Source organism: Serratia liquefaciens ATCC 27592 (genome assembly GCF_000422085.1).
Classification (GTDB): Bacteria; Pseudomonadota; Gammaproteobacteria; order Enterobacterales; family Enterobacteriaceae; genus Serratia; species Serratia liquefaciens.
This window is the reverse complement of the sequence record NC_021741.1, coordinates 1,987,358-2,013,648: the sequence shown is the minus strand read 5'-3', so window position 1 is coordinate 2,013,648 and position 26,291 is coordinate 1,987,358. Positions and strand designations below refer to the sequence as shown.

The 26,291-nt window shown below is 54.6% G+C and carries 28 protein-coding genes; 14 read left to right on the top strand and 14 right to left on the bottom strand.

All coding sequences use genetic code 11. The annotated features are described in order from the left end of the window. Positions 1 to 50: 50 nt before the first annotated feature. On the bottom strand, positions 51 to 1,448 hold the full coding sequence (locus tag M495_RS09430; RefSeq protein WP_020826411.1) for a cytochrome-c peroxidase: 1,398 nt from the start codon (positions 1,446 to 1,448) through the stop codon (positions 51 to 53). A gap of 480 nt (positions 1,449 to 1,928) precedes the next feature. Between M495_RS09430 and M495_RS09425 the strand changes: the two genes are divergently transcribed. Together M495_RS09425 and M495_RS09420 are read left to right on the top strand one after the other, a co-directional pair. Next, the gene (locus M495_RS09425; RefSeq protein ID WP_020826410.1) at positions 1,929 to 2,195 is read left to right on the top strand and encodes a DUF2024 family protein; all 267 of its coding nucleotides are present in this window, start codon (positions 1,929 to 1,931) and stop codon (positions 2,193 to 2,195) included. Continuing rightward, positions 2,192 to 2,446: a Rho-binding antiterminator gene (locus M495_RS09420; RefSeq protein WP_020826409.1), complete on the top strand. Its 255-nt coding sequence runs from the start codon at positions 2,192 to 2,194 to the stop codon at positions 2,444 to 2,446. Before M495_RS09425 ends, M495_RS09420 begins: the two co-directional genes overlap by 4 nt. A gap of 30 nt (positions 2,447 to 2,476) precedes the next feature. Here M495_RS09420 and M495_RS09415 read toward each other — a convergent pair whose 3' ends face one another. After that, entirely contained in the window at positions 2,477 to 2,995 is a 519-nt protein-coding gene (locus tag M495_RS09415) for a hypothetical protein (protein ID WP_020826408.1), read from the bottom strand. 117 nt (positions 2,996 to 3,112) lie between these two features. Continuing rightward, positions 3,113 to 3,934, bottom strand: coding sequence for a carbon-nitrogen hydrolase family protein (locus M495_RS09410; protein WP_020826407.1), 822 nt, complete (start codon positions 3,932 to 3,934; stop codon positions 3,113 to 3,115). A gap of 86 nt (positions 3,935 to 4,020) precedes the next feature. Here M495_RS09410 and M495_RS09405 point away from each other — a divergent pair, with 86 nt between their 5' ends. The 6 genes from M495_RS09405 (at position 4,021) to lhgO (ending at position 10,839) form a co-directional block, all read left to right on the top strand. After that, positions 4,021 to 4,800 (top strand): helix-turn-helix transcriptional regulator, encoded by a 780-nt coding sequence (locus M495_RS09405; RefSeq protein ID WP_020826406.1) that lies wholly within the window; start codon positions 4,021 to 4,023, stop codon positions 4,798 to 4,800. A gap of 130 nt (positions 4,801 to 4,930) precedes the next feature. Beyond that, positions 4,931 to 5,746 (top strand): methionine ABC transporter substrate-binding lipoprotein MetQ, encoded by an 816-nt coding sequence (metQ, locus tag M495_RS09400; RefSeq protein WP_020826405.1) that lies wholly within the window; start codon positions 4,931 to 4,933, stop codon positions 5,744 to 5,746. Positions 5,747 to 5,937: 191 nt separating this feature from the next. Further along, entirely contained in the window at positions 5,938 to 6,972 is a 1,035-nt protein-coding gene (locus M495_RS09395; protein ID WP_020826404.1) for a TAXI family TRAP transporter solute-binding subunit, read from the top strand. 9 nt (positions 6,973 to 6,981) lie between these two features. Beyond that, a complete protein-coding gene (locus tag M495_RS09390) occupies positions 6,982 to 8,940 on the top strand; it encodes a TRAP transporter permease (RefSeq protein WP_020826403.1) in 1,959 nt (652 codons plus the stop codon). Beyond that, on the top strand, positions 8,930 to 9,646 hold the full coding sequence (locus M495_RS09385; protein ID WP_020826402.1) for a FadR/GntR family transcriptional regulator: 717 nt from the start codon (positions 8,930 to 8,932) through the stop codon (positions 9,644 to 9,646). Before M495_RS09390 ends, M495_RS09385 begins: the two co-directional genes overlap by 11 nt. 2 nt (positions 9,647 to 9,648) lie before the next feature. Then, complete coding sequence (lhgO, locus tag M495_RS09380; protein ID WP_020826401.1) at positions 9,649 to 10,839, top strand: L-2-hydroxyglutarate oxidase; 1,191 nt, start codon at positions 9,649 to 9,651, stop codon at positions 10,837 to 10,839. 32 nt (positions 10,840 to 10,871) lie between these two features. On the opposite strand, the gene M495_RS09375 is transcribed toward lhgO, so the two are convergent. The 4 genes from M495_RS09375 to M495_RS09360 all read right to left on the bottom strand — a co-directional run bounded on the left by M495_RS09375 (position 10,872) and on the right by M495_RS09360 (position 15,410). Further along, a complete protein-coding gene (locus M495_RS09375; RefSeq protein WP_020826400.1) occupies positions 10,872 to 11,789 on the bottom strand; it encodes a sugar ABC transporter substrate-binding protein in 918 nt (305 codons plus the stop codon). A gap of 63 nt (positions 11,790 to 11,852) precedes the next feature. Then, positions 11,853 to 12,881 (bottom strand): ABC transporter permease, encoded by a 1,029-nt coding sequence (locus tag M495_RS09370; protein WP_020826399.1) that lies wholly within the window; start codon positions 12,879 to 12,881, stop codon positions 11,853 to 11,855. Between the two features lie 17 nt (positions 12,882 to 12,898). Beyond that, positions 12,899 to 14,383 carry a sugar ABC transporter ATP-binding protein gene (locus M495_RS09365; RefSeq protein WP_020826398.1) on the bottom strand — a complete coding sequence of 495 codons (1,485 nt, stop codon included), beginning with the start codon at positions 14,381 to 14,383 and terminating at the stop codon, positions 12,899 to 12,901. Between the two features lie 97 nt (positions 14,384 to 14,480). Further along, on the bottom strand, positions 14,481 to 15,410 hold the full coding sequence (locus tag M495_RS09360) for a sugar ABC transporter substrate-binding protein (protein WP_020826397.1): 930 nt from the start codon (positions 15,408 to 15,410) through the stop codon (positions 14,481 to 14,483). Between the two features lie 535 nt (positions 15,411 to 15,945). On the opposite strand from M495_RS09360, the gene M495_RS09355 reads away from it, so the two are divergent. The 4 genes from M495_RS09355 to M495_RS25785 all read left to right on the top strand — a co-directional run bounded on the left by M495_RS09355 (position 15,946) and on the right by M495_RS25785 (position 19,627). Beyond that, entirely contained in the window at positions 15,946 to 16,788 is an 843-nt protein-coding gene (locus tag M495_RS09355; protein ID WP_020826396.1) for a class I fructose-bisphosphate aldolase, read from the top strand. A gap of 122 nt (positions 16,789 to 16,910) precedes the next feature. Next, positions 16,911 to 18,512 carry a sensor histidine kinase gene (locus tag M495_RS09350; protein ID WP_020826395.1) on the top strand — a complete coding sequence of 534 codons (1,602 nt, stop codon included), beginning with the start codon at positions 16,911 to 16,913 and terminating at the stop codon, positions 18,510 to 18,512. 2 nt (positions 18,513 to 18,514) lie between these two features. Beyond that, positions 18,515 to 19,228, top strand: a complete 714-nt coding sequence (dcuR, locus tag M495_RS09345) for a two-component system response regulator DcuR (protein ID WP_020826394.1) — start codon at positions 18,515 to 18,517, stop codon at positions 19,226 to 19,228. Positions 19,229 to 19,411: 183 nt separating this feature from the next. Further along, on the top strand, positions 19,412 to 19,627 hold the full coding sequence (locus M495_RS25785; protein WP_041414455.1) for a type 2 periplasmic-binding domain-containing protein: 216 nt from the start codon (positions 19,412 to 19,414) through the stop codon (positions 19,625 to 19,627). Here the strand turns inward: M495_RS25785 and M495_RS09335 are convergent. The 6 genes from M495_RS09335 to fabV form a co-directional block, all read right to left on the bottom strand. Further along, positions 19,624 to 19,983, bottom strand: a complete 360-nt coding sequence (locus M495_RS09335) for a hypothetical protein (RefSeq protein WP_020826392.1) — start codon at positions 19,981 to 19,983, stop codon at positions 19,624 to 19,626. The two genes, M495_RS25785 and M495_RS09335, sit on opposite strands and share 4 nt — an antisense overlap. A 42-nt stretch (positions 19,984 to 20,025) precedes the next feature. Beyond that, the gene (locus tag M495_RS09330; RefSeq protein ID WP_236615029.1) at positions 20,026 to 20,334 is read right to left on the bottom strand and encodes a hypothetical protein; all 309 of its coding nucleotides are present in this window, start codon (positions 20,332 to 20,334) and stop codon (positions 20,026 to 20,028) included. Positions 20,335 to 20,361: 27 nt separating this feature from the next. Next, positions 20,362 to 20,682 (bottom strand): hypothetical protein, encoded by a 321-nt coding sequence (locus M495_RS09325; protein WP_020826390.1) that lies wholly within the window; start codon positions 20,680 to 20,682, stop codon positions 20,362 to 20,364. A gap of 621 nt (positions 20,683 to 21,303) precedes the next feature. Continuing rightward, the gene (locus tag M495_RS09320; protein ID WP_041415317.1) at positions 21,304 to 21,519 is read right to left on the bottom strand and encodes a helix-turn-helix domain-containing protein; all 216 of its coding nucleotides are present in this window, start codon (positions 21,517 to 21,519) and stop codon (positions 21,304 to 21,306) included. 7 nt (positions 21,520 to 21,526) lie between these two features. Next, positions 21,527 to 22,090, bottom strand: a complete 564-nt coding sequence (locus tag M495_RS09315; protein WP_020826388.1) for a DUF2975 domain-containing protein — start codon at positions 22,088 to 22,090, stop codon at positions 21,527 to 21,529. Between the two features lie 142 nt (positions 22,091 to 22,232). Beyond that, entirely contained in the window at positions 22,233 to 23,432 is a 1,200-nt protein-coding gene (gene fabV / locus M495_RS09310) for an enoyl-ACP reductase FabV (RefSeq protein WP_020826387.1), read from the bottom strand. Between the two features lie 148 nt (positions 23,433 to 23,580). Here fabV and M495_RS09305 point away from each other — a divergent pair, with 148 nt between their 5' ends. Further along, positions 23,581 to 24,492: an aminoglycoside phosphotransferase family protein gene (locus M495_RS09305; RefSeq protein ID WP_020826386.1), complete on the top strand. Its 912-nt coding sequence runs from the start codon at positions 23,581 to 23,583 to the stop codon at positions 24,490 to 24,492. A 43-nt stretch (positions 24,493 to 24,535) separates the two neighbouring features. On the opposite strand, the gene M495_RS09300 is transcribed toward M495_RS09305, so the two are convergent. Further along, positions 24,536 to 24,886 (bottom strand): DUF4377 domain-containing protein, encoded by a 351-nt coding sequence (locus M495_RS09300; RefSeq protein ID WP_041415315.1) that lies wholly within the window; start codon positions 24,884 to 24,886, stop codon positions 24,536 to 24,538. Positions 24,887 to 25,187: 301 nt separating this feature from the next. On the opposite strand from M495_RS09300, the gene M495_RS09295 reads away from it, so the two are divergent. Further along, positions 25,188 to 25,724: a DUF4136 domain-containing protein gene (locus tag M495_RS09295; RefSeq protein WP_020826384.1), complete on the top strand. Its 537-nt coding sequence runs from the start codon at positions 25,188 to 25,190 to the stop codon at positions 25,722 to 25,724. The last annotated feature ends 567 nt before the right edge of the window (positions 25,725 to 26,291 follow it).

Here is a 26,291-nt window from a genome sequence, read left to right as displayed (position 1 = left end):
GCCCCGTTACCGGGGCTGGAGATACCATGATGACGCGGGCCGTCAGCCCGTTATTTCTGGCTTTGGGTGTAAGGGGTATATACGCCCGTCAGGCTCTCGAGGAAGGCAACAATATCATCGACATCCTGCTGCGGCAGTTCGGTACCCACCTGATAGCGCAGCATCAGTTTGACCGCTTCATCCAGCGTGGCGACATCCCCGCGATGGAAGTAAGGCGCCGTCAGTGCCACATTGCGCAGGCCGGGCACCTTCTGCCGTAGCCTGTCGCGCGCTTCGCTGGTGACGTTCATCCGCCCGATATCCGCGGCGGTAATTTCCCCAAAATTGAAGTCGCGTTTCAGCCCCAAAGGCTCGAAGGAACGCCCACCGAGAATGGTTCCTCCGTGGCAAGTGGCGCATTTGTTGTCCTTAAACAGTTGATAACCGTGTTTCTGCTGCATCGTCATGGCTTTGTCATCGCCGCGCAGCCAGTTATCGAAAGGTGAGTCCGGCGTGATTAAGGTTTTTTCAAATTCGGCGATGGCATCCGTAATGGTCTCGCCGCTGAGGCCCTGCGGGTAGGCGGCGACAAAATCACGGGTTAGTACCGGATCCTTGTCCAGTTTGCCGATGATCTCCTCCCAGGATTTGGAAGCCATTTCTATAGGGTTGAGCGGCGGTCCACCGGCCTGTACCTGCAGCGTTGGCGCACGGCCATCCCAGAACTGCTCGCTGTTGAACACGGAGTTGAATACCGTTGGCGCATTTATCGGCCCTACCGCGCCGCCAACGCCAATCGACGTTTTTCTGCCGTCTACGCCTCCGGTATTGAGCGAATGGCAGTGGGCACAAGAGAGAGTGCTGTCTCCGGAAAGGCGTGGGTCGTGATACAGTCGAAAACCCAGCGCCACTTTCTGTGCGTCGACAGGCAATGCCTTGGGGATCGGCTGAATCGGCTCATTACGGTGTTCCGCGGCAGCCTCGTTACTGGCGTAGTAACGCGCGCGCTGCTGCGCTATCCAGCCAAGCAAGGTCTCGCGCTCTTGCTCATCCACCTGCCCCGCCCAGTGCAAGGCGACATACCGTGTCGGCGGCATGGTCTTATGCTGCATTACCCATTCAATCTTGTTCAGATCGCTTTGTGATACCGCTTTATCTTCGATCAGGCTGGCACGTACAGGTTCCAGGTTAAAAGACTGATACCCGAGGCGGATATCGTATTCCATCAGCTGTTTGGCAATGGGAAAGGAGGCATAGAAGGGGAGATCGGCAGAAGGTGTATGGCAATAATCGCAGCCCTTTTCTCTCAGCAATCCGAGAACCTGGTTATTCTTCTCCAGCGCAGATCGCGGTACCTGACTGTACACCGTACGCTGAGTATCGTGATACCAAACATAGCCCGAAAGCCCCAGATAACATAAGACAATGCCGGTAAGGGACATCGCCGCAATACGGGTGACCTTTTTCATTTTCAATCCTTATAAGGTATTGCCCATCCAATAGACAGTCGCCCGGTAATAGTAGAGAGGAAGATGCGCTGCATAATTGATAACAATCAATGAATAACCCAGCCTGCGCCTATAGCTGTAATAGTGTTTGCCTATCAGCGTGCCGATATAAAATCGGCGGCTATTTTCTTGAAGCATCCCGGCATTGAAATATCCCCAAGATTTCAAACGCCCCTTTATTTTCCAAACCCGGATAGTGCTTTGATTTTATAAAAAATTAATTCGGTAAACGTGACGACAGAAATAAATCACCGGCTCTACCCGCTCATTTTCATATTGAAACGCTTCTTTAGGGTTTATGGCCCTTCCCTTGTGCTCTGCTCTCAACCGGTCATTTTGGCTAAAAGCGCCGTTGACAGGATTTTCATCAAATGCGAGGATTATGGTGTCGAATCGATACCATAATCACATTCAGATAAACAAGCAAAAGGATAAATAACTATGTATATCAATGTTTTTGACACTCATGTACATACCAGGGATGGTCGCTATCTGCATTTCGACGTGTTCACCGACAGCAACGATCTGGCTCAGGCAAGACACTATGCGCAACAGTTCCTCAAACAGAACAATATTGAGGAGGACAATATCAGCCAAAGCAGCTGTGCATTCTGCCACAGCGAGTCCTCCAGCCCTGAGGTGGAGCAGGCTATTGGCCAAACGGGCTATTACATTTTTAAAATGCAGGGTTGCCAGGGGATGTCATGACAGCTTACCGGCCGATAGACTGCGAATTGCATGATTATTTGGAAATTGCCTGCCTCTACGGTTACCGGCTGAACGTTGAATTGGTTAACGGGCAGTGTTTCCAGGCAACGGCGTTAACCACCCAGACGCTGGAGAATGAGGGAGAGTTTATTTATTTCGATAATCAACGGGTTTGCCGCCTGGATCAGCTTTCGGCCATTACCCCGCAAGGGAGTCATGCCCTCTTCGGTCGCATCGCGCTGACGCAATGAGGGCAGGACAAGATAAGCCGATGGCAGGGGTCACCGCACGCGCTGGGCTTCGAACCACACGTTGCACACCGACAGGATCAGCGTGTTGGCATCTTTTACCAGCACGTTATCCCCCGGTACGCCGTCGGTACCCTGATCGGTAATGCCTTTGATTGTGGTATCGGCATGCTGGATCATCACCCGCTCAACCGCCGGCGTGCTGATGCCCAGCATCGGGAAGTCGATATAAGAACTGCTGCCGGAGTTGTCCTCAACAAACTCCTGTGCTTCCACCGTGCTGAGGGTCGCCCCCTCGCTTTTCAACTCGGTACCGTTCCAGGTGAAACTCCCTGCTTTATAAGCGATCTTGCCGCCGATCAGGCCTTTCGCCTGCTGTTCATCCCAGCAACCCACGGTTTGGGTCGGCAGGATCTTGCTGATATGCCAGTTGCCCAATAACGTTTTCGGGATCGGTTCCGCCACGCTCTCCGCCGCCTGAACCTGAGCCGCTGATACGCAAGTCAAAACCACCAATGGCAGCAACGCCTTGCGCCACATGTTAAATCGCATTGTCTTTTCCTTTGGCTATTCGCGCCCCGGTTGGGCTTTCCGTCATCATAATAAGCTGGCGGATCCCCCGTCAAAACAAACTGTATACCAGGGCACAAACAGGATACGCCAGACCGATTACCCCAGTGGCCACCCCCGGCGCCCCTCTTCCCCTTCAATCCACTGCGTTTCTCCCGCTAACGGTAAGCGCCGATCGTCCAGATAACGGTAGTGACGGCGAGCCTGCTCTAGCAGGGTAAAATCCAATGTGGCTGACAGCGCCCCTGCTTCGCGGCCCAATCCGGCGACTTCGCGTCCCAGCGGATCGACAATCAGGCTTTCGCCGGAAAACTGCAATCCATCACCCTCACCGCAACGGTTGGTCATGGCGACAAACATCTGGTTATCCTGCGCGCGGGCCAGCGCGGCATTGCGGTGCACCGGGCCATAGGGATCCATATTGCCATTCGTCACCAGCAGCAATTGGCAGCCCATAACGGCTAACGCCCGGGCATTTTCCGCGAACTCAAGATCGTAGCAAATCAGCAGCCCGATACGCGTTCCACGCCAAACGCCGCATACCAACGTATCGCCGCGAAGAACGGTATTACGCTCATCCGGCCACAAATGGGTCTTGCGATAGTGCAAATAAATCCCCTGCTCCGGCGTGATCAGCACCGTACTGTTGAACACCCCCTTATCGGTGCGTTCAAGAAAGCCAATCACCAGCGCGACATCGTATTGGCGGCTGGCCTGAACCAGTTGCAGCAACTCCGCGCCGTCTCTTTGCAGGGCATAATCGGTGTCACCCTGCGCCGCAGCGAAACCGGTGAGCTGGGTTTCCGGGAACAGAATAAGGTTGCCGCCCTTGGCGTAACGCTCAATGAATGCCAGGGCCTGCGCCAGGTTGTCGGCAACGCAACCTTCACGACAGGGCAATTGGGCCAGGGTTATTTCCATTTTATCCTCCACGCGGAACACAGTAATAATAATGGTAGTATGCCCGAAACAGCCGTTCTGGCTATTCCATGACAGGGGTAACATCAGTGGGTAACAGCAGCCTTATTTCTCCCGAGACGCTGGCCTGGCATCGGGCATTCGGCCAACTGGTCGATAACCTCGACGGGGCGGATTTCTGGCTGAGCTGTGCGCGCCTATTGAAGGGGCATATCCCGTTCGAAAACTGGGTGGCGCTGCTGTTTTCTCCCCAGCATCCTCCACAGATCCTGGCTGCCAGCGACGAAAGCGACGGCAGTGACGAAGCGCTGTTTCACGATTACCAGAAAGGCCTCTATCTGCTCGATCCTTTCTACCTGGACGCCTGGGCGCGCCAACGCATCGGGCTGTTGCGCCTGGATGACGTCGCACCCGCCAATTTTGCGGCGACGGAATACTACCAACACTATTTCAACCATAACGTCGGTGGCGATGAGGTGCATTTCAACCTGCTGGTGGAGCCGCAGCGCATGCTTTGCCTGTCGTTGGGCGCCTCGCGGCGCTACAGCGATCGTCACCTCGGCATTCTGGCTCTGGTCGAAAGTTGGCTACTGCCATTGATGCGTCAGCGGATGCGTTTCGAAAACGCCAGCGATGATGGCGACAGCAACTTCTCACTGTCGTCGTTGCCCGGCGGCGCGCAATTGACGGAACGGGAAAACCAGGTCAGCCAACTGATGCTGGCGGGCTGTTCTACCAAGGAGATCGCCCGCCGCCTGCAGATTTCTATCGAGACGGTACGAGCGCATAAAAAGCACCTGTACTCGAAACTGGGCATCAACACGCAGTCCGAACTGTTTGCGCTATTTTGGCGCAGCCGCGGAGCCTGAAATCCCTCATAGCAAATCGCTATTAATCATAGATAATCAGTATTTTATTTTAGCCAGCCGATTATCTAGAGTCAGTGCCACTCTTCAGCCTGCAATAACCAGCAGGCTATTTTGACAAGGACTCTGGGAAATGACATTTACGCTGAAAAAACTCGCCGCGGCGCTGGCGGTAACAAGCAGCCTGCTGCTGACTGCCTGTGGACCGACAGAACAAGACAACCACCACATCAAAGTCGGCATCAGCTCCGGCATCGATCAGGCTATGTGGGCAACCGTACAGAAAATCGCCAAACAGAAATACGATCTGGATGTGGAAGTGGTGACCTTCAATGATTACGTGTTGCCCAACGAAGCACTGAATAATGGCGATCTCGACATCAACTCCTTCCAGCACAAGCCTTATCTGGAAAAACAGATCCAGGAGCGCGGCTACAAACTGGTGGCGGTAGGCAATACTTTCGTTTATCCCATCGCCGGTTATTCCAAAAAAATCACGTCGCTCAGCCAACTGCCTGACGGTGCCCAGGTTGCGGTACCCAATGACCCGACCAACCTCGGCCGTTCGCTGCTGCTGTTGCAAAAACAGGGGCTGATTGTGCTGAAGGAGGGCGTCGGGCTGCTGCCTACCTCATTGGATATCGTCAGTAATCCGAAGAAATTGAAAATCGTCGAGATTGAAGCGCCTCAGTTGCCGCGTGCGTTAGACGACAAACAGATCGCCTTGGCGATCATCAACACCAACTACTCCAGCCAAATTGGTCTGTCGCCCGCCAAGAACGGGCTGTTTGTCGAAGACAAAGATTCGCCTTACGTCAATGTTTTCGCCACTCGGGTGGATAACCAAAACAACGAAAACGTGAAGAATCTGATCAAGGCCTATCAGACCGATGAAGTTGCCGCCAGCGCCGCCGAAATCTACAAGGGCGATGCCGTTAAAGGTTGGTAATCTGCATTTCCCCCGTGGCAACCGTCACGGGGTTATCCCATCCTCCCTCACATTTCCCGCCATTTTTTGAACGCTTTTCACCCACCTTGATCACAAATCAAACAATGCGTGTTAGGTGATAAATGCTGCAATGTTGTATACAAGTTTGCGTAAATGTTTTCTATTTGTTTCAAAAGCCTCGGGTGAAAATAATGAAAAATAGAAAAATCAAGCTGTTGCTGGCTGCGGGTGCTCTGGCTGCCGTCGCGGCGCTGGCGGTCGCCGGCAAGGTGGAGAATGCCGACAAGACCTTTCTTTCCGTAGCCACCGCCTCCACCGGCGGCACCTATTACCCGATGGGCGTCGGGCTGGCCAATGTCTGGAGCAACCGCCTGAAGCAGAACGGCATCCAGGTCAGCGGGCAATCCTCTGCGGGATCGATAGAGAATATCGATCTGCTGCAGAAAAACGAGGCGCAGCTGGCGATCCTGCAAAGCCTGATCGCCGTCGAAGCCTACCAGGGCGTACGCAACTTTGAAGGCCGCGCCTACAGCCATCTGCGTTCCATCTCGATGCTGTGGCCGAACGTAGAACACTTTGTGATGCTGGAAAACAAAGTCAAGGACGGCACCTTGAATGACATCGCCGGCAGCCGTTTCTCAGTTGGCCCACAGGCCAGCGGCACCGAGCAGTCCACGCTGATCATTTTGCAAGGGGTTAACCTGAGCAAGAAATCGCTGACGCCGGAATATCTGGGCTATGGCGACACCGTTTCAGCCATGCGCGACGGGCGACTCGACGGCGGCGCCCTGCCTGCCGGGGTACCGGCGGCAGCGGTAACCGACATGTTCGCCAGCGGCGTGCCCTCACGCATCCTCAACGTCACCGATGAACAGTTGGCCAACATCAACGCCATCGCCAATTCCTGGTTCCGTTTTGATATTAAAGCCGATACCTACCCACGGCAGAGTCAGGCGGTTTCCACCATCGCCCAGCCCAATATTTTGGTGGCGCTCAATGGCCTTGATGAAAAGCTGGTGTATGACCTGACCAAAACCCTGTTTGAAAACCTGCCGGAAGTGCATCAGGTGCACAGCGCGGCCAAATACATTTCGCTGGAGAATGCGCTGAAAGGCGTTTCTGTGCCGCTGCATATCGGTGCTTATAAATATTATCTCGAGGCCGGGGTCAGCGTGCCCGACTATCTGATCCCACCGGAAGCGGCAGCGCTTGCCGTCAATCGATAAGGAGGTCGTATGAGCACTAACAACCTGTCGCCGCAAAATGCCGTCGATCTGGACAAAGAAGCCGGGGCCGGCAGTCGCCCGCTGAGCGGTATCTATTTGCAGTTGGCCACGGTGCTGGCCATTGCGATTTCCGCTTACGCCATTTATGCCAATGCGCTGTCGAATACCCAAGAGTTTTATCGCAATACCACGTTTCTCAGCGGTATCTTAATCCTGGGCTTCATACTGTTTCCGGTATCACGCCGCCACGCCACCAGCAAATTCAACCGCTGGGACTACCTGTTCATTATCCTGACGCTGGTCAGCTACGGCTATTTCTACGCCAGCTATCTGGACTTGCACGTGGTGCGCAAAAGCATTCCCAATACCACCGACTACGTGATGGCGGTGATCGGCATCGGCGTGCTGTTTGAAGCCGCACGCCGCACCACGGGCTATTTCATTCCCGGGCTGGCGACCTTCGCTATCGTTTATGCACTGTTCGGCCAGTACTTTATGGGCATTTTCGGCCACGGCGGCTTCTCGTTCGAACGCCTGCTGTACCGGCTGTTTATGACCAGCGAAGGGATCTTCGGCATCACCCTGTCCACCGCCTCCACCGCAATCGTGGTATTTATCCTGTTTGGCGCGTTCCTCAGCGTCAGCGGGGCCACGGCATTGTTCAACGATTTGGCGCTGGCGATGGCCGGTCGGCGTCGCGGCGGCCCGGCGCAGGTCGCGGTGATCTCCTCGGCGCTGACCGGCTCCCTGAGCGGCAGCGCGGTGGCTAACGTCGCCACCACCGGCACCTTCACCATCCCGCTGATGAAAAGCATCGGCCTGTCGTCCCGCTTTGCCGGTGCGGTTGAAGCCACCGCCTCCACCGGTGGAATGATCATGCCGCCGATCATGGGTGCCGCCGCCTTTATCATGGCCGGCTTCCTCGGCATTTCGTATACCACCATCGTGATCGCCGCCATTATTCCCGCATTGCTCTATTACGCGGCGCTGATTATTGCCATCGATCTGGAGGCTAAAAAGCAGGGTCTGAAGGGCATCAGCAAAGAAAATATTCCCAAAGTGAAAGCGGTGCTGAAGGCGCGCGGCCTGCTGTTGCTGCCGTTGATCATCGTTATCGGCACCCTGTTGTTGGGCAAAACGCCGATCTATGCCGGGTTCCTCGGCATTATTTCGATCATCGTCGCCAGTTGGATCACCCCCGATACCACCGTACGCATGACGCCGAAAAAAATCGCCGAGGCGCTGAACGAAGCGGCTCGCGGTTCTATTCAGGTGACGATAGCCTGCGCCGCCATCGGGGTAATCATCTGCGTAGTCACCATGACCGGTATCGGCTCCACGCTGGCGTTTAATATCGTCGCGATGACCAACAATACCCTGTGGATGATCCTGCTGGTGGTGATGCTGGTGTGTATCGTACTGAGTATGGGCCTGCCCTCTACCGCGCTATATATCGTGGTGGCGGTTACCGTTTCGCCGATCCTGATCAAAGCCGGCGTGATGCCGCTGGCGGCGCACTTCTTTGTGTTCTGGTTTGGCGCCTTGTCCAACATCACGCCGCCAGTGGCGCTGGCCAGTTACACCGCCGCCAGCATCGCTCGCGCCGACCCGATGCAGACCTCGTGGGATGCCGTGCGCCTGGCGTTACCGGGCTTTATCATCCCATTCATTCTGGTCTATAACCCGATGCTGCTGATGCAGGGCGACGACCTTAATGCGCTGTCGGTGATCCATATGGTGATCAGCGCATTGGTGGGGATTTATGCGCTGTCGATCGCCAGCGCCAATTTCTGGATGATGAAAACCCACTGGCTGGAGCGGGTATTGTTTACCTTTGCGGCTATCCTGCTGATTAAACCGGGGCTGCTGACCGACTTGGGCGGCGCGGCGCTGATTGTTACTGCGGCGTCCGTGCATCTGTTGCGTTTCAGGCGGAGTCATCCGCAGAGGGCTGTAAATGATCAATAAGGTTACGCGCCAGAAAGCTTCTCATCAGGTCCTGGCGCAGTTGAAGGAAGGCATCAGTAACGGCACCTTCCCCGTCGGGGAAAAACTGCCGTCAGAGAACCTGCTGGCGGAGGCCTTTGGCGTCAGCCGGGTGCCCGTGCGTGAGGCGCTCGGCATTCTGGAGGTCAGCGGCATCATCTCCTCGCGGCAGGGGGGCGGCCATCGGGTAGAACAACATTCCCTGCTGAGCAAATACCAGCCGCTGGTGTTGGAAATAGCCGATCCGGATGAAGTGGAAGCGCTGCTCGAAATGCGTGAGGTGATTGAGCAACAGGCGGCGTGTATGGCCGCCGAGCGCCATACCGAACAGGAACTGCGGGCGATTGAATTGGCCCTTAACGACTTCAAACGCTGCACCCTCGACGAAGGTTTGATTGGTCATCGAGAGGATTATCTGTTCCACCGCGCCATTATGCAGGCCTCGCACAACCCGTTTTTCGTGCAGATCCTGGATAACATGCACGAATTGTATCTCGGCGTGCTGGTGTATTCACTCAGCAAGAACCTGGGCCGTCAGGACGAGCGCCAACGGGTGATCGACGAGCACCAACGGGTATTTATGGCAATCAAGGCTCGCGATCCGGCGGCAGCCACTGCCGCTATGCAAAACCATCTCAGCAACGTACGCGGCAAATTGCGCCGCCTGGACCATGAGGAGTTAGGATAACCATGCATGACGTGATCATTATCGGCGCAGGTCTGGTGGGGTTGGGCGTCGCCAACGCGCTGCAGGAAACGAACCCCCTGCTGCGTATCCTGATCCTGGAAAAAGAAAATGGTCCGGCGGCCCACCAAAGTGGCCATAACAGTAACGTAGTGCATTCCGGCATTTACTACACACCCGGCAGCCTGAAGGCACGGCTGGCAAAACTGGGCAACCAAAGCATGTTCGCCTTCTGCCGCGAGCATGACCTCTATCAGGATCAATGTGGCAAAGTGATTGTGGCCACCCAATTGAAGGAGCTGGCTTTACTGGAGAATATCTACCAGCGCGGGCGACAGAACGGGCTGGCGGTCAGCCGATTGTCGCAGGCACAGTTAAAGGAGCGTGAGCCGCACGTCAACGGTATTGAGGCACTGCTGGTGCCCGATGCCGGTATCGTCAACTACAGCGAGGTGGCGGCAAAGCTGGCGGAAGTGATCCAGCAACGCGGCGGCGAGATCCACTATGGACAACAGGTTGAGGGCATCGTTGAAAGCAGTGACGGCGTCAGCGTGCACACCCCTCGCGCAGAATATCAGGGCAAGTGGCTGGTTAACTGCGCCGGCCTGTTCAGTGACCGCATCGCCGCCCTGGCCGGCTATCAGACCGGGATGAAGATCGTGCCGTTCCGGGGTGAATACTTTGTGCTGAACGACGAAAAAAACTATCTGGTGAACCACCTGATTTACCCGGTACCGAACCCGGACTTCCCTTTCCTCGGCGTGCATTTTACCCGTATGTACAACGGCAAGCGCGACGTTGGCCCCAATGCGGTGCTGGCATTCAAACGTGAAGGTTACCGCAAATGCGATTTCAGCCTGCGGGATCTGAGCGAGGTGCTCGGCTATCGAGGATTCTGGAAAATCGCCGGCAATTATCTTGGCGAGGGGCTGGCAGAAGTTCGACGCTCCCTGTCACGCAAACTATTTACCGAGAACGCACGCCAGCTTATCCCCGAGCTGCAACCGGAAGATATCCGGCCCGGCCCGGCCGGGGTTCGTGCCCAGGCGCTGACCGCCGATGGCAAACTGGTGGATGATTTTCATTTTGTGAAGGGCCGCCGCTCGCTGCACGTCTGCAATGCGCCCTCCCCGGCGGCGACCGCCTCACTGGAGATCGGCCGCGAGATCGTGCGACAACATCTTGCTGCGCTTTGATGTTAAAGCCCGCTGCCGCGGGCCTTTTCTGCTTACTTTGCCGCGTATTTTTGCATATTGGCCGGCGTGACCAGTTCAAACGGGATCCAATAATAGGGTTCCAGCTTTTCGCCCTTGATCATCCGCTGAGCCACGTCGACCGAGGCCTTGCCCTGGCCGACGGCGTCCTGGAAGACCGTGACCTGCATCTTGCCGGAAGATAATGCTTTCAGGCCGTCCGGGGTGGCGTCGATTCCGCCGATCAGCACTTTGTTGTCCTTTTTACCGGCCTGTTGCAATGCCATGATCGCGCCAATCGCCATCTCGTCGTTGTTGGCCGCGACGATATCAATGGACTCGCCGTTGGTTACCCAGTTCAGCATCAGATCCATACCCTCGCTGCGTGAGTAGTTGGCACTTTGCTTCTGCACCACTTTCATTTTCGGGTACTTCGCCACCACCTGCTCCACGTCTTTGGTGCGTTGCAGTGCACCGGCATCGGTCAGGTTACCGATCATGATGGCCACGTTGCCCTGATAATTCGCCAGGCGCGCCAGCTCTTCCATCTGCAAGGTGCCGGACTGCTTCTCGTCGGAGCCGACAAACACCACGCCGGAAGGCAGCGTGCTGTCGCCCGGCGTACGATTCACATACACCAGCGGAATACCCGCCCTGGTCACCAACTTGGTGATCGCAGGCGTGCCCGCCGAGTTGACCGGGTCGACGATAATCGCGTCCACCCCGGCGCTGATAAAGCTCTGCACCTGATCGGTCTGGCGACCAACGTCACCACGGGCATCTTCGAACTGCACGGTAATACCGCGCGCCTTGGCCTCTTTGTCGATCGAATGGCGGATGATGGTGAGGAAATTCTGGTCAAAATAGGCCATCGAAACGCCGATAGTTTCCGCCAGTACCGAGGTGGAACAGCTAAGCGCCGCCACCAGCACGATTCTTTTTAGGTATTTCATGGTGATTCCCCTGAGGTAAAAAAAAACCGCCGGGCAAGCCGCACCGGCGGAGATTTACGGCAATCAGTGTTTTTTGCGGTTACGGTGCATGTCGATAGACACCGCGGCGACGATAATCACGCCTTTGATAATGTCCTGAATATAGGAGTCCACGCCGATAAAGGTGAATCCGCTTTTAATCAGCCCGAGGATCACCGCACCGATCAGCGTGCCGGTAATGCGCCCAACGCCGCCCATCAGGCTGCTGCCGCCGATGACCGCGGCAGCAATCGCATCCAGCTCGTAGGACATCCCCATGCTCGACTGACCGCTGCTGACGCGCGCCGCCAGGACCACGCCCGCCAGTCCGGCCAGACCGCCGGCGATGGTATAGACCGTCACCAGGTATTTATTGACGTTGATACCGGAAACTCTGGCGGAGGTCATGTTGCCGCCGATGGCATAGATGTATTTGCCGTAGCGGGTATGCTTCAACGCGATGTGGAAGATCACCGCAATCACCAGGAAGATGATCACCGGCATCGCGCCCTGGCCGATTGAAGTGAAGCCGTCGGACAAGAAGCTGACCGGGTTGCCCTGGGTGTAATACTGCGCCAGACCACGTGCCGACACCATCATGCCCAGAGTGGCGATAAACGGTGGAATGCCGGTACGGGTGATCAGGAAGCCGTTGATAAACCCACAAACAATACCTACCCCGATCCCCGCGCCGATCGGGATCGCCGCCGGCAGGTCGAGGAGCGCCGGGTACATCGGCGAAATGCTGTCTGAGGTTTGCGCCAGGCTGGCCGCCACCACCGCCGTCAACGCAATCAGCGAGCCGGAAGAGAGATCGATACCGGTGGTGATAATGACCTGGGTCACGCCCACCGCGATGATGCCGATAATCGCTACCTGCAACACGATCAGCAGCAGCCGGTTAGGGTTCATCAGGAATGACTGATCGCGGATGTACCAGCCGAGGATTTCAAAGACCAGCGCGATGCCGATCATCACGATAAAGATGCCGGTATCTTTCGGCATTTTGCCGCTCAGGCCAGAGAACAGGGGCGCTTTACCCGCAAGCGGCTTCTCAATTTTTACATTACTCATGGTGGTTCACCTTTGCGTTATTCAGAGGCCAGCGCCAGGATTTTTTCCTGATCCGCTTCTTCTTTATCCAAAATGCCGGTAATACGGCCGCCGTGCATCACCATCACCCGGTCGCTCATGCCGAGAATTTCCGGTAATTCCGATGACACCAAAATAATGGCGACGCCGCGGTTCGCCAGCTCGCTGATCAGGCGATATATCTCCGCCTTGGCTCCGACGTCGATGCCACGCGTTGGCTCATCGAGGATCAATATTTTGGGCTGGGCCAGCAGCCAGCGGGCAATAAGCACCTTCTGCTGATTACCGCCGCTGAGGTTATTGATGATTTGGTCCATGGTCGGGGTTTTGATGTTGAGCTTTTTGATCTGCTCCATGCAGTCTTTGGCCATTTGCACATGGCTGACAAACCCGTTCTTGCCGATGTACTCCGACAGGTTGACGATGCTCATGTTCTCAACCACCGACAGCACCAAAAACAGCCCGGATTTTTTGCGATCTTCGGTGAGGAACGCCAGGCCGAGTTCAATAGCTTTTGAGGGCGAATCGACCTTTGCCGCTTTGCCCTCGATAAAAATGCTGCCACCGTCCGCCGGGTGCATGCCGAACAGGCTTTCCATTACTTCGCTGCGACCGGCCCCCACCAGCCCGGCGACGCCGAGGATCTCGCCCCGTTTCACGCTGAACGAGACATCGTGGAACCAGTCCGAACGCCGCAGTCCTTCCACCCGCAGCACTTCCTCGCCGATATTGTTGTTGAATTTAGGGAACATCTGGGTCAGTTCGCGCCCTACCATCATGGTGATCAGCGACTGTTTGGTCAGGTTTTCGGTTTTATCGCTGGCAATAAAGGTGCCGTCGCGGAAGATGCTCACCTCGTCGGTGATGGCAAAAATCTCGTCCATCTTGTGGCTGATGTAGATAATGCCTTTGCCCTGCTCACGCAGCTCACGAATGATGGCAAACAGATGCACCACCTCGCCTTCGGTCAGGGCCGAGGTGGGTTCGTCCATGATCAGGACGTCCGCGTTGTAGGACACCGCCTTGGCGATCTCCACCATTTGTTGGCTGGCGATGCTCAGCTCACCCACCAGCGTTTCCGGCTTGAGTTTGATGTTCAGCCGCGCCAGCAGCTCGCGGGTTTTCTTGTTCAGTTGGTCATGGTTTACGAAGCCCAGCTTCGCCGGCTCACGCCCCAGCCAGATATTTTCCGCCACCGTCATATAAGGCACCAGGTTGAGTTCCTGGTGAATCATGGAAATGCCCGAATGCAGCGCCTGCAACGTGTCGCTGAAGGTCACCGGTTGGCCTTTTATTTTAATGGTGCCTTCATCGGGGTGATAAATACCGATTAAACATTTCATCAGCGTGGATTTTCCCGCGCCGTTTTCGCCCATTAAAGCGTGCACGCTGCCTGGTTTGATTTTAATTGAGACCTTATCCAGCGCCTTCACGCCGGGAAACTGCTTACTGATGCCTTCAGCCTCAAGAACATAAGGATACATACTGATAACCTCCGCCGTTCGTCAATGCATCCCTGCCGTATTTACCGTCGAGTGTCGGATAAATACGGCAATGGATATAACCGCGCTGCTTTAACGCTTATTTTCTGTTCTTGTCGGCAAATTCCTGATAATTGGCCTTGGTGATCAGCTGATAAGGGATCAGGACGTTGCTTTCCACCTTCTCGCCTTTAACCAGCTGAATGGCAGTTTGCACCGCGCCTTCGCCCTGGCCTTTAGCATCCTGGAATACGCTCAATGCCAGATCGCCCTTCTTGATGAATTCCAGCGCGTCCGGAGTCCCATCCACGCCAGCTACCAGCACGCCGCTCTTCTTCGCCTGTTTCAGCGCCAGGATCGCACCAATGGCCATTTCGTCATTGTTGGAGGCGATGGCATCAATCTGCTGACCGGTCAGCACCCAGTCGGTGGTAATGTCGACGGCTTCTTTACGGCCCCACTTGGCGGTTTGCTTGTCGAGAATTTTGATGCCGGGATACTTGGCCGCCACCTCTTCCACGCCGCGGGTGCGGTCGCGGGTCGCTTCATTGGACAGTTCGCCCATCAGGATCATCACGTTGCCCTTGCCGTTCATCAGCTTGGCCAACTCTTCCATCTGCAGCTTACCGGCCAGTTTGGAATCTGAGCCTACGTAGGCCATGCCCGCAGGCAGCGTCACTTCCGGACGGCGGTTAACGAACACCAGCGGGATCTTGGCGCTTTCCGCCAGTTTGATCATCGGCTTCACGCCCTGGGTATCGACCGGGTTGAGGATAATGGCGTCGACGCCCTGGCTGACGAAGTTCTCAATCTGTTGGATCTGCTGGGCGATGTCCCCTTTGGCATCTTCAAATTGACCGCTGACGTTGCCGTCCTGTTTCATTTTGCTCTGCATGGACTGGCGTAGGATGGTGAGGAAATTGTCATCGAAATAAGCCATTGAAACGCCGATTTTGATGTCTTTTGCCAATACGCTGGCCGGCAGCATGCACATCAATACCGAGGTAACGATCAGTTTCTTCAGCTTCATGTTCTGTACCCTTTAATCGTTAGAGTGAAGAGGCCTGTTGATTTGACAGCTAATGAAAAATATTTTTTACATTCAAACAACAATCCGGTCGGTGATATCCCTTTGATACGGCAGATTTACCGCTTTTCTTCCGTCTTCTGGCAGTGTGTGAAATTTTGATCAATGTCTCAAAATAGATTAAAAACAATCAATTGAAATAAAACCCTTGCCTAACTCGTTACGTCATATCGTAACTTTCAAATGTTTATTTCAAAATTGAGATTATTGAAACTTTTTAACCCAAACAAGCGAAACATGCGTTTTGGAATAACCAAGTAACAAAAACATGACACGGATCTAACAAATGGCGCAAAAGCCATCAGCGTACGCGTTCCTTTAGTGCGTTCAGCGACGAGAAACGATCTGCCGCGATGAAAAAACGCGAGGAGTTCTCTCAGTAAATATGCGAGCGAGCGCGCAGTTTGTGGATCCACGGTTTCATCCCGCGGTTTACTCGACAATACTGAATGGACATGTGTTTTCAGGAGGATCTGACATGCAGCTCAGCAGTAAGGTACGGATGAACCGGCTATTCAATAACGGCAAGTGCCTCGACGTGGCGATTGATCACGGCATTGCCAATGAACCGGATTTTTTAATCGGTCTGGAAGATATTGAACGGGTCATGAATAGCCTGATCGTCGCCCGCCCCGACGCCATTCAGGTGAACTACGGCCAGGCGGATTTGCTGCAATGCTCGACGCAACGCGATAAACCGGCCCTGGTGATGCGTACTGACGTCGGCAACGCTTATAACGCTGCGCGTCACCGTGAAATGTGGGCGGTGTTGCATAATCCGGAAGCGCCGATCCTCGCCGCGCTGCAGATGGATGCCGCGGCCGTGGTGGTGAATCTGTACCTGATCCCCGATGAACCGGGCATTTTCCGCCAGTGCGTGGAAAACATCGGCCGCCTGCGCCATGCCTGCGATCGCTATGGCATGCCGCTGATGGTCGAACCGCTGGTTATGGCGCCGGCCGGTCAAGGGTCGGCTTACGGCTCATTGGGCGACGTCGAAAAAATGGTGCCGCTGGTGCGCTTGGCGCGTGAGCTGGGCGCCGACATCATCAAAGCCGACCCTACCGAACGGGTGGAAGATTTCCACCGCATTGTTGAAGCGGCGCGTTGCCCAACGCTGGTCCGCGGCGGCGGTAAAGGTGAACTGGGCGCGGTGCTGGAGAAATCTGCGGCGCTGATGGCACAGGGTGCGTCCGGCATGGTGTACGGCCGCAATGTGTATCAACACGATAATCCGTCAAAAGTGGTGCGCGCGCTGATGGCGATCATCCATCAGGGGGCCAGCGGCCAACAAGGGCTGGAAATCTATCATCAACCCTGATCCCGGCTTTTGTAATTAAAATAATCCCTCCCCCGGCGGCAGCATGTTATAACCTGCTGCCGGTCGCTGCCCCGCGCCCCATTCCCCGCTAAAATCCTGATACGCCCATTCGGAGAACCGCCATGCCCAAACAACGGATACCGCTGAAACTCAGCACCACCCTTACGCTGATGGTGTCTGCCATTATTGCTTCGGTGCTGCTGGTGGTGTACGCGCTGTTTTTTGTGCAGATGAGTCACGAGGGGCAAGATCAGCAGCGCCAAAAGGCGATGGCAATTGCCGAAACGGTGGCGCTTTCCGGTAACGTCGTTGACGGCCTGCAGCGGGAAGATCACAGTGGCGCGATCCAGCGCTTCGCCGAGCAGGTGCGATATCAAAACGAGCTGCTGTTCGTCACCGTGGTGGACATGAAAGGCATCCGCTACTCGCACCCTAAACCCTGGCTGATCGGCAAGCATTTTATCGGCGACGATTTAGAACCGGCCCTGCACGGGAAAACCAACAGCGCCATCAACCGTGGCGCGTTGGCGCCTTCACTGCGCGTCTTTGCACCGGTCTACGACAGCGAGCGCCGACAGATAGGGGTAGTGGCGCTGGGCATCGCTCTCGATACCGTCCACCGGGTGGTGGCAGAAAGCCGCTGGATTATCTATTTAACCCTCGCGTTCGCCGCGCTGGTCGGCACGCTGGGTATCTTCTTCCTGGTGAAAGCGCTTAAGCGCATCATGCTCGGTTTTGAACCCTACGAAATCTCTAACCTGTTTGAACAGCGCAACGCCATGCTGCAGTCGATTAAAGAAGGCGTCATCGCGGTCGATAACCAGTCACGTATCACCATTGTTAACGACGAGGCGAAACGCCTGCTGCGCCAAAGTGGCCCCTTCGAAAATCTGCTGCTGGAGTCCGCCAGTAAGTACTGGCCGGCCCAACTGCATCTGGCGGAAGTTTTGGCCAGCGGCAAACCGTTACGCGACCAGCAGATCAGTTTTAACGGCAGCGAGCTTTTGACCAATACCGTGCCGGTGATCGTCAAGGGCCAGGTGATTGGCGCCATCGCCACCTTCCGCGATAAAACCGAAATCAGCCAGTTGGTGCAGCGCCTGAGCGGTATGGCCCACTACGCCGACGCATTGCGCGTACAGTCGCACGAGTTTATGAACAAACTGCACGTGATCCTCGGCATGCTGCATATGAAGGCTTACCAGCAGTTGGAAAACTACATCATCAACACTGCCAGTAACTACCAGGAAGAGATCGGCGCGCTGCTACGAAAAATACAGTCGCCAGAGGTCGCCGGCTTCTTTATCGGCAAAATCAGCCGCGCGCATGAGGCCGGCATTGAGCTGACCATCGATGAGACCAGCCTGCTGCCGGAAACCGACGACGCGGAAACCACCCATGTGCTGATCAGCGTGCTGGGCAACCTGATTGAAAACGCCATTGACGCCATCGACGGCGTTGAGGGACACGAGATCAACCTGAGCTTTCATCACAATGAGAATCACTTACACTGTATAATCAGCGACGACGGCCCCGGCATCGATCCGGCTCTCGGCGCCCGTATCTTTGAGCAGGGTGTGTCCACCAAAGGGCCGGGACGCGGTATCGGCCTGGCGTTGATCCGCAGCAGCCTGGAAAAACTGGGCGGCAGCATTGATTTTGAATCTGAACCGGGTGTACTGACCCAGTTCTTTGTCCATATTCCCTATCAGGCCAAGGGCTGACCATGATTAACGTATTGATTATTGATGACGACCCGATGGTAGCGGAGTTGAACAAATACTACCTCAGCCAGGTAAGCGGCTTTCACTGTCAGGCCACCGTCGCTACGCTGGCGCAGGCACGCGAGTTGCTGGCCGATACCGATCTCAGTATCGATCTGGTCCTGCTGGATATCTATATGCAACAGGAGAATGGCCTGGATCTGCTGCCTGGCCTGCGCGAACTGGGTGAAAAAACTGACGTCATTATCATTTCCTCCGCCAGCGACGTGGACACGGTGCAACGCGCCTTGCACTACGGCGTGGTGGATTATCTGATTAAACCCTTCCAGTTCGGCCGTTTCAAAGAGGCGCTGAGTAACTACCAGCAGCAGTCGCAGATCCTGGCACAGCGCGAATTCTCACAGGCCGATGTCGACAGCCTGCTGCGGCGTCAGCCCAACAGCAGCGAAGGCAAGAAACTGCCGAAAGGGTTAACCAGCATTACGCTAAGTACGGTATGCGAATGGATCGAACAGCAGCACGATGGGGAGTTTTCGACCGACAACCTGGCCAACGCTATCGGCATTTCGCGCGTATCCTGCCGTAAATACCTTATCTATCTGGCGGAAAGTGGCATTCTGGGTACCCGCATCCTGTACGGCACCACCGGCAGACCGGTCTATCTTTACCAGTTAAAGCCGGACGCGGTCGCCATGCTGAAAGAGTATTGCCGCTAGACGATGCCCCTGGGGGCTCATCGCGCATCATTGCGTCCAGGGGCCACTCTTTTTATCTCACTACCTTTGCAGAAAGGTGCGCAGCGCGGCGACAAAATCCTCTTGGCGCTCCACGTTGGACAGATGCACCACCGGCAACACCAGCAATTCGGCTGCCGGGACGGTACGGGCCAGCAACTCACTATGCGACAGCGCCGTGACCGGCCTGGTGTGGCTCCCCAACTGGCTGTCGGCCCGTTACCTGCGCAGCGGGAACTGGTGCCTGTACTCAGCCAAATTCGCCTGCTGCCCAGTGAAATCCACGCCGTCTGGCCTTACAGCCGTTATTTACCGGCCAAAACGCGGGCGGCGATCGACATCCTGCTGGCGCAGATGCCAAGCCAGTTGCCAGGGAACTAAAGGTGGCGTTTGTGCCCGGGAAAATCCGTCATCCCGCGCGGCAGGTTGCACAGTTTGCGGTATTCTTGTTTCCGCTTGCCACAAGGGTAGTGGTACTCGCCATACAGCGTTTTAAGCTGCTGCCGGTTGGCCTGCTCGGCGGCGGCGCGTTGCCGTTCCAATTCAAGCGCCTTCTCATTGGCCAATGCCACGCCCTCGGCACTCCATACTTTATGTTTTAACCCGCTGCGCTTTTGCTGGTACTCCTCAGAGATTTTGTTATCCAGCGGCTGTGCGGCATGGTATTGCCAGTCAACCGACGCCTGCAATGAGAAGCAAGACCACTGCGCCACGCAGGCAAGAAAAATCCGTTTCACTGATAGACTCCTGATATTAAATTCACCTGTTGACTCACAAAACTATCTTCTGGCTATGGCGCTCTTACCGACTAAAAACAGCGGCACAGGTGTTGCCCGACATACACGCGGTAACATCGCGGACTCCAGCGTTTTGCGCTCAAGGCGTATCACGGCAAGGCGCGCCTGTTCCGAACGTAATTGCTCTACGTACCACAGATGTTGCAACAGCCCGTTAAACCGTAATCGGTAATCCACGCGGCTTTCCCCCGTCTCGAAACCGGCGCGCTGAGCGTGCTTGTCAACAAACGAATAGCAACAAGAAGACGCCAACAGGGCGAGTGCCGCTGCCATTAAAGAGGTCAATTTCAAAAGCAAAAACTCCATTAGTGCATGAGGCTAGCAACCGTTGATAAGCAGCGGTCGTTCTTCGCGCGGCAATGCCGATGGATGCGGTTCACTCGCGGCGGCAGCCTTGCCCCTCTGCCCTTTGCAGGCTTTACGCTGAGCCAGCGTATTGTCTTCACTTTGCGTCGATATCAGAGGTCGCTGTTTCTCATTGCCCATCTCGTCCCAGAAGTCATGAGCCACCTCTTTGAGTTTCTTGCGAAACAGCACCGAAGAGACGCCTTCATGCTCCCGCTCATAACGCGCGGCGGCAGCCTGCTGGCACCAGGGCAACAATAGACATATGAAAATAACGGGGATGCCTTTTTCCACAATAAACTCCTGTAATAAAGCCCATAATGGCGCTCATTCCCATTAAATAATGAAAAGCACTTATTGCTGTTAAAATAAACAACGCGAGAAGAACAACATATTACCCGGCAAACCGTAAACCTTAATTAAATGAGTGCCATTGGGTTTATAATTCGCAGGATAAATATATTTAGTGAATTAGCGATCCCACAAAGTTGACCAATCGATGGTTCCACCGATACTCGGCCCTCTCTCGTTAAGTACCGCAGAGGCTGACTCTCCCGCGCTGATACGCTGCCGTTGCTCACGTGTCGCCGGCTTTGGCTGTTCCCAGCCAGGGCTTGAAGACGAAAAGCCGGGTTGAATATTGCTGCAACCGCTTAGCATGATTAACAATACCGGGATCCCTTGGCAAAATTTCATATATCCTCCTTTAAAATAAACGCTATCGTTAGCAACGGTAAATAAAAAATGACTTTTTTTAGTTTAATAACCCCCTTCAAACGCGAGCAACGTCAAAACGACCTTATTAATTTTAAATAAGGTGACTAATGATTTAATTGACAATAAAAAGGCTTACAGTACCGACGATAATAATTAATCAATATATTGACGATATGGCGCGCAAAGCACGCCACCGCGCTAGTCTTGGTTATCCGGTTGCCAGGCCAGGAGATCGCCAGGCTGGCAGTCGAGGATCCGGCAGATTTTGTCTAACGTCTCCAGCCTCACGCCCTTCACCTTGCCGTTCTTCAGCAGGGACAGGTTTTGTTCGGTGATCCCCACCTGTTCCGCCAGTTCCTTCGAACGCATCTTCCTTTTGGCCAACATGACATCAAGACTTACTATTATCGCCACTCTATTCTCACACGAAAGAAAGCTGTTCTTCATTCAGCCGCAACGCTTCCAGGAACACCCGGCTAAACACCAGGATTGCGCAGCCTACGATCAGCGAGCGTACCGATTCGCTGTTGATACCATAATAAATTATTAGCAGCATTTTTTCATTGGCCGTCTGTATCATCACCTGCAACATCCCGGCCAGCGAGGGGAAAAGCACATCGACAATCAGCAGGATACCGATGATCTGTAACAGCAGCATATTGTTGCGGTGCCAAACGTTGCCGCGATAGAACTGGTAAAACAGCCCGGCGCCGCACAGTAATGCGCTGTAATAAGGCACGTAGGCGAACATGTCCAACAACAGGGTGGCCACTAAAGCCCAGCGTTGCTGCGGAACGGCATAGGCGTTCAGTTCTGGGTAATAGTCACGGTAGGACGCCACGATACTGTTGAACGCCTCGCCCTGCACCCAACCCTGGACAATCATAAACATCTCCACGCCGGTGCTGACAATCAGCATCGTCATGATCAACAAACACAAGCAACGTACATAAAGCGGAAGGTGGATCCGTGGCGCAGCGCCCATAGCGATTTCATCCTTAAAAACAGCAATAAGTTATCGTAAAACGATAATTTATTGCTGTCAACGATCAAATGGACTGATGAGCGGCTGGGTGACAGGCGTAAAAAAGGCCGGAAACCCGGCCTTTTCTCAATGCTCGATGGATTTAGACCAGCTCAATCACATCAAACTTAACTTCACCGCTGAGATCGGCTTCGTAATCAACGCCTTGCAGACCAAAACCGAACAGACGCAGGAACTCGGCCTTGTAGCCCAGGTAATCGGTCAGTTCGTTGATGTTGCTGTCGTCGATTTGTGCCCAGATTTCACGACAGGTGTTCTGCACGTCGTCGCGCAGTTCCCAGTCGTCCAGACGCAGACGGTGCTTCTCATCGGTATCCGGTGCGGTGCCGCTGTACAGCTTGGTGGCGAACAGACGTTGGATCTGCTCGATACAGCCTTCGTGGATCCCCTGCGCTTTCATGATTTTGAAAACGATAGAGATATACAGTGGCATGACCGGGATAGCGGAGGAAGCCTGAGTCACTACCGACTTCAGTACGGCAACGTAAGCCGCGCCGCCTTTGGCCTTCAGTTTCTGATCGATGGCCTGCGCCGCACGATCCAGGTCTTCTTTGGCTTTGCCCAGCGTACCGTGCCAGTAGATTGGCCAGGTCAGATCGGTACCGATGTAGGAGTAAGCGACTGCCTGCACGTTGTCCGCCAGCACGCCGGCTTCTTCCAGTGCATCCATCCACAGCTGCCAGTCCTGGCCGCCCATCACTTTGACGGTATCGGCAATTTCCTGCTCGTTGGCCGGTTCAACCACGGCTTCAACCAGCACGTCTTTATTGGTGTCGAGCGCCACGGATTTGTACGGTTCGCCGATAGGTTTCAGCGCAGAGCGCACCACTTCACCGGTTTCCGGCATTTTACGCACCGGCGAAGCCAGTGAGTAAACCACCATGTCGATCTGGCCCAGATCCTGTTTGATCAGGTCAATGACCGTTTGGCGGCATTCGTTGGAGAACGCATCGCCGTTAACGCTTTTCGCGTACAGGCCTTCTTCTTTAGCTGCCTTGTCAAAACCGGCAGAGTTATACCAACCGGCAGAACCGGTTTTGCCTTCGCTGCCCGGCTTTTCAAAAAATACGCCGATAGTGGCCGCACCGCTGCCGAAGGCGGCATTGATACGTGACGCCAGGCCGTAACCGGTGGAAGCACCGATCACCAGCACTTTTTTCGGCCCGTTTTTCAGTTCGCCACGTGATTTAACGTAGGCGATTTGCTCACGGACATTGGCTTCACAACCTGCCGGGTGAGCGGTAGTGCAGATAAAACCACGAATTTTAGGTTTGATAATCATAGTAATTTTTTCTTGGTAGCTAAAAACCGAAGGACAATATACCTGATTTTATCAATATACTTAAGCTGGGTGCATGGCAGATTTGCAACAAGCCCAGTGAGCAGACCAGTCTCACTCGTTAAATCTCAGCCTTAAAGGAAGTGCGCACGTGAGTTTTATCGCCAAATTACACGCCGACGAAGTGGATATTGATCTCAACCTGGTGACTTCCATGCTCACCGACCAGTTTCCACAGTGGGCGGCGCTGGCGATAGCGCCGGTCGCTATTGCCGGTACCGATAACGTGATGCTGCGGCTGGGCGACGAGCTCTATATTCGTCTGCCGCGCACGCCGTCTGCAGCGGCGGCGCTTGAGCGGGAAAACCGTTACCCGGCGTTGCTAGCCCGTTATCTGCCGGTCCCGGTTCCCATTCCGCTGGCGCAAGGTCAGCCGCAAGCAGACTACCCTTTCAACTGGTGCGTAGGCCGTTGGATCCAGGGGCAAATGCCGGTTTGCGGCGAAGGCAGCCATGGGCTGGCGCAACAGCTGGGGGAATTTGTCCACGCACTGCATACCATCCCTGTTACCGAGCCTGAGCTGCAAAAGAGCCTGACCTCCTATCGTGGCGGCCCGCTTGGCGCCAGAGACGCCCTCACCCGCAACGCGATAGCGCAATGTGGTGACTATCTCGATACGGACATTCTGCTGCACGTATGGGAAACCGTTAGCCAGATACAGGAGCACAGCGCTACCCCATGCTGGATCCACACCGATATCCAGCCGGGCAACCTGCTGGTCAACGAAGGTAAGTTAGCGGCGGTGATCGACTGGGGCGGTATGGCGATTGGCGATCCGGCGGTGGATTTGATTGTCGCGTGGAATTTATTGAGTCAGGACAACCGCGAGGATTTTAAACGCGCCGTGGATACTGATAAAGCCACCTGGCTGCGTGGCCGGGCCTGGGCATTGTCGATTGGCGTGATTGCGTATGCGTATTACGTTGAAAAAGAGCCTGCGCTTGCGCGGACTTCACGCTATCAGATTGAGCAGGTAGCGGCGGACGTTGGGTTATCGCTTTGAGGTTATCAGGTCAGGACATTCGGCCCTGACCTGCATACGGCTATCAGACCTTGTTCTTTTCCAACTGCTCAACCAGCGTATAGCGCAGTGAAGAAGCGTCAGCCGGGACGTTTTCCAGTTCGGTCACTTTAACCTTCAGGCGGTAGCGGTAGCCGGGCTCGAAGGTAAAACCTTCGATCTGGCTGTAAAACATTTCCCACTGCCCCTGTACAGAGTGGCGAACCTGCATGCATTTCATTGGGGCAACGCCCATGCAATCTACCAGCGCGCTGTTAACCAGCAACACTTCCGTATGATCTCCGTCTTTATTCACGGGTTGGCTCACTTTCGCTCCCTCCTGGCTGCAGCCGGCGAGGCCGACTAAGGCGATAAATAACAACGCTTTGATTTTCAACGTAATGCACCATTGAGACTTTAGGTGAGCCGATAGTAACAAAGCCACTGCCACCGCGGCCAGCAGCATGTTCTTAATTTTCAGTGAACGAGCCGAAACTCCGGCGAGTCACTACAGGTTTGGGTCTCCGCGACCTGAATCGCCTGATGCCCCCTACGGAACACACACCCTGCTCTTTCTGGCGAGATCGTTACGGTTTTTCGTTCCCTCGGTCCACCTAACCCGTTCCTGCCAACCAGATTTGCCAAGCTCACCTTCTGGGGCTAAGTTTATGAAACTAATAATCCTACAGGGGTTTTCTATGCGTTCGCTTTCTTGCCTTTTGCTCGCAAGTTCCTTGGCTTTATTGTCGGGCTGCGCTAACCAGCCGCAGGTGACCAGCGACTATGACCACAGCACCAATTTTAGCCAATACCATACCTACGGCTTTGCTACAGAGGCCGAGGGGCAGTACTTAACGCTGACGGGTAAATATATTCATAGCGCCATAGCGCAACAGATGGAGCAGCGCGGCTATAAGCTGAGCGCATCCCCAGACCTGTTGGTTTACAGCAGCGCAATGAAACAAAACAAAGTGCAGGTGAATGACTCCCCCGCGCCGATTGGCCGCTGGGGCTATGCCAGCTGGGGCGGATACAATCAAACACTGTGGACCTACACCGAAGGCACCCTGACGGTGGATCTGGTGGACAGCAAGAAGAAACAGCTGGTCTGGCGCGGAACCGCCAGCGACACGCTCAACTCAGACGCGCAACCTGCCAGCCAGGCGCAGCTTCAACAAGCGGTAGCCGCGCTGTTTGCCGCTTATCCCTTCCGGGCGGGAGCTGCAAACCGCTGATGGTTTTGAGCCATTAACAGGAAAGTTTAGCCACCCGCGCAAGCCCTATTTCAGCCAATAGGGCTTGATGTATCTGTTGCACTTATAAGCTGACAGATCACCACGTTATCCCCCCCACACCTCTCGTCCCCCTCGTAGCAATCATGCAGAAAAACGATCTTCCTCTGTAGCGCGTTTTGTTACCGGAATTTGAGTCTGAGGAAAGCAGGGGTTGCAGCTTATTTTTTCTAATTTCTAAAATACGCTTATAAATCAAATATAAAAAAACGAATACGATTCTTATATGCGCATATGTGCAAAAAATTAAAAATATCTCCACAAAACATTAAGTTATAATAAAAAACCTTCGCACCCACTTGCTATACCTTCCATTTCCTTTTTTTAATTCAATCAGTTACCAAAACTCTCGGATCGGTTCGGGAAAATTTCGGCCATGATTGCAGTGCTAATGATTGGTCATCAAATAGTCGGAAATTATCCCGCTAGCACGATCGCATATCGTTCACTGCCCAGCTAACAACACCGAACTGCTCGATGGCGGAGTCACGTGTATGCAGGTATGAGTAA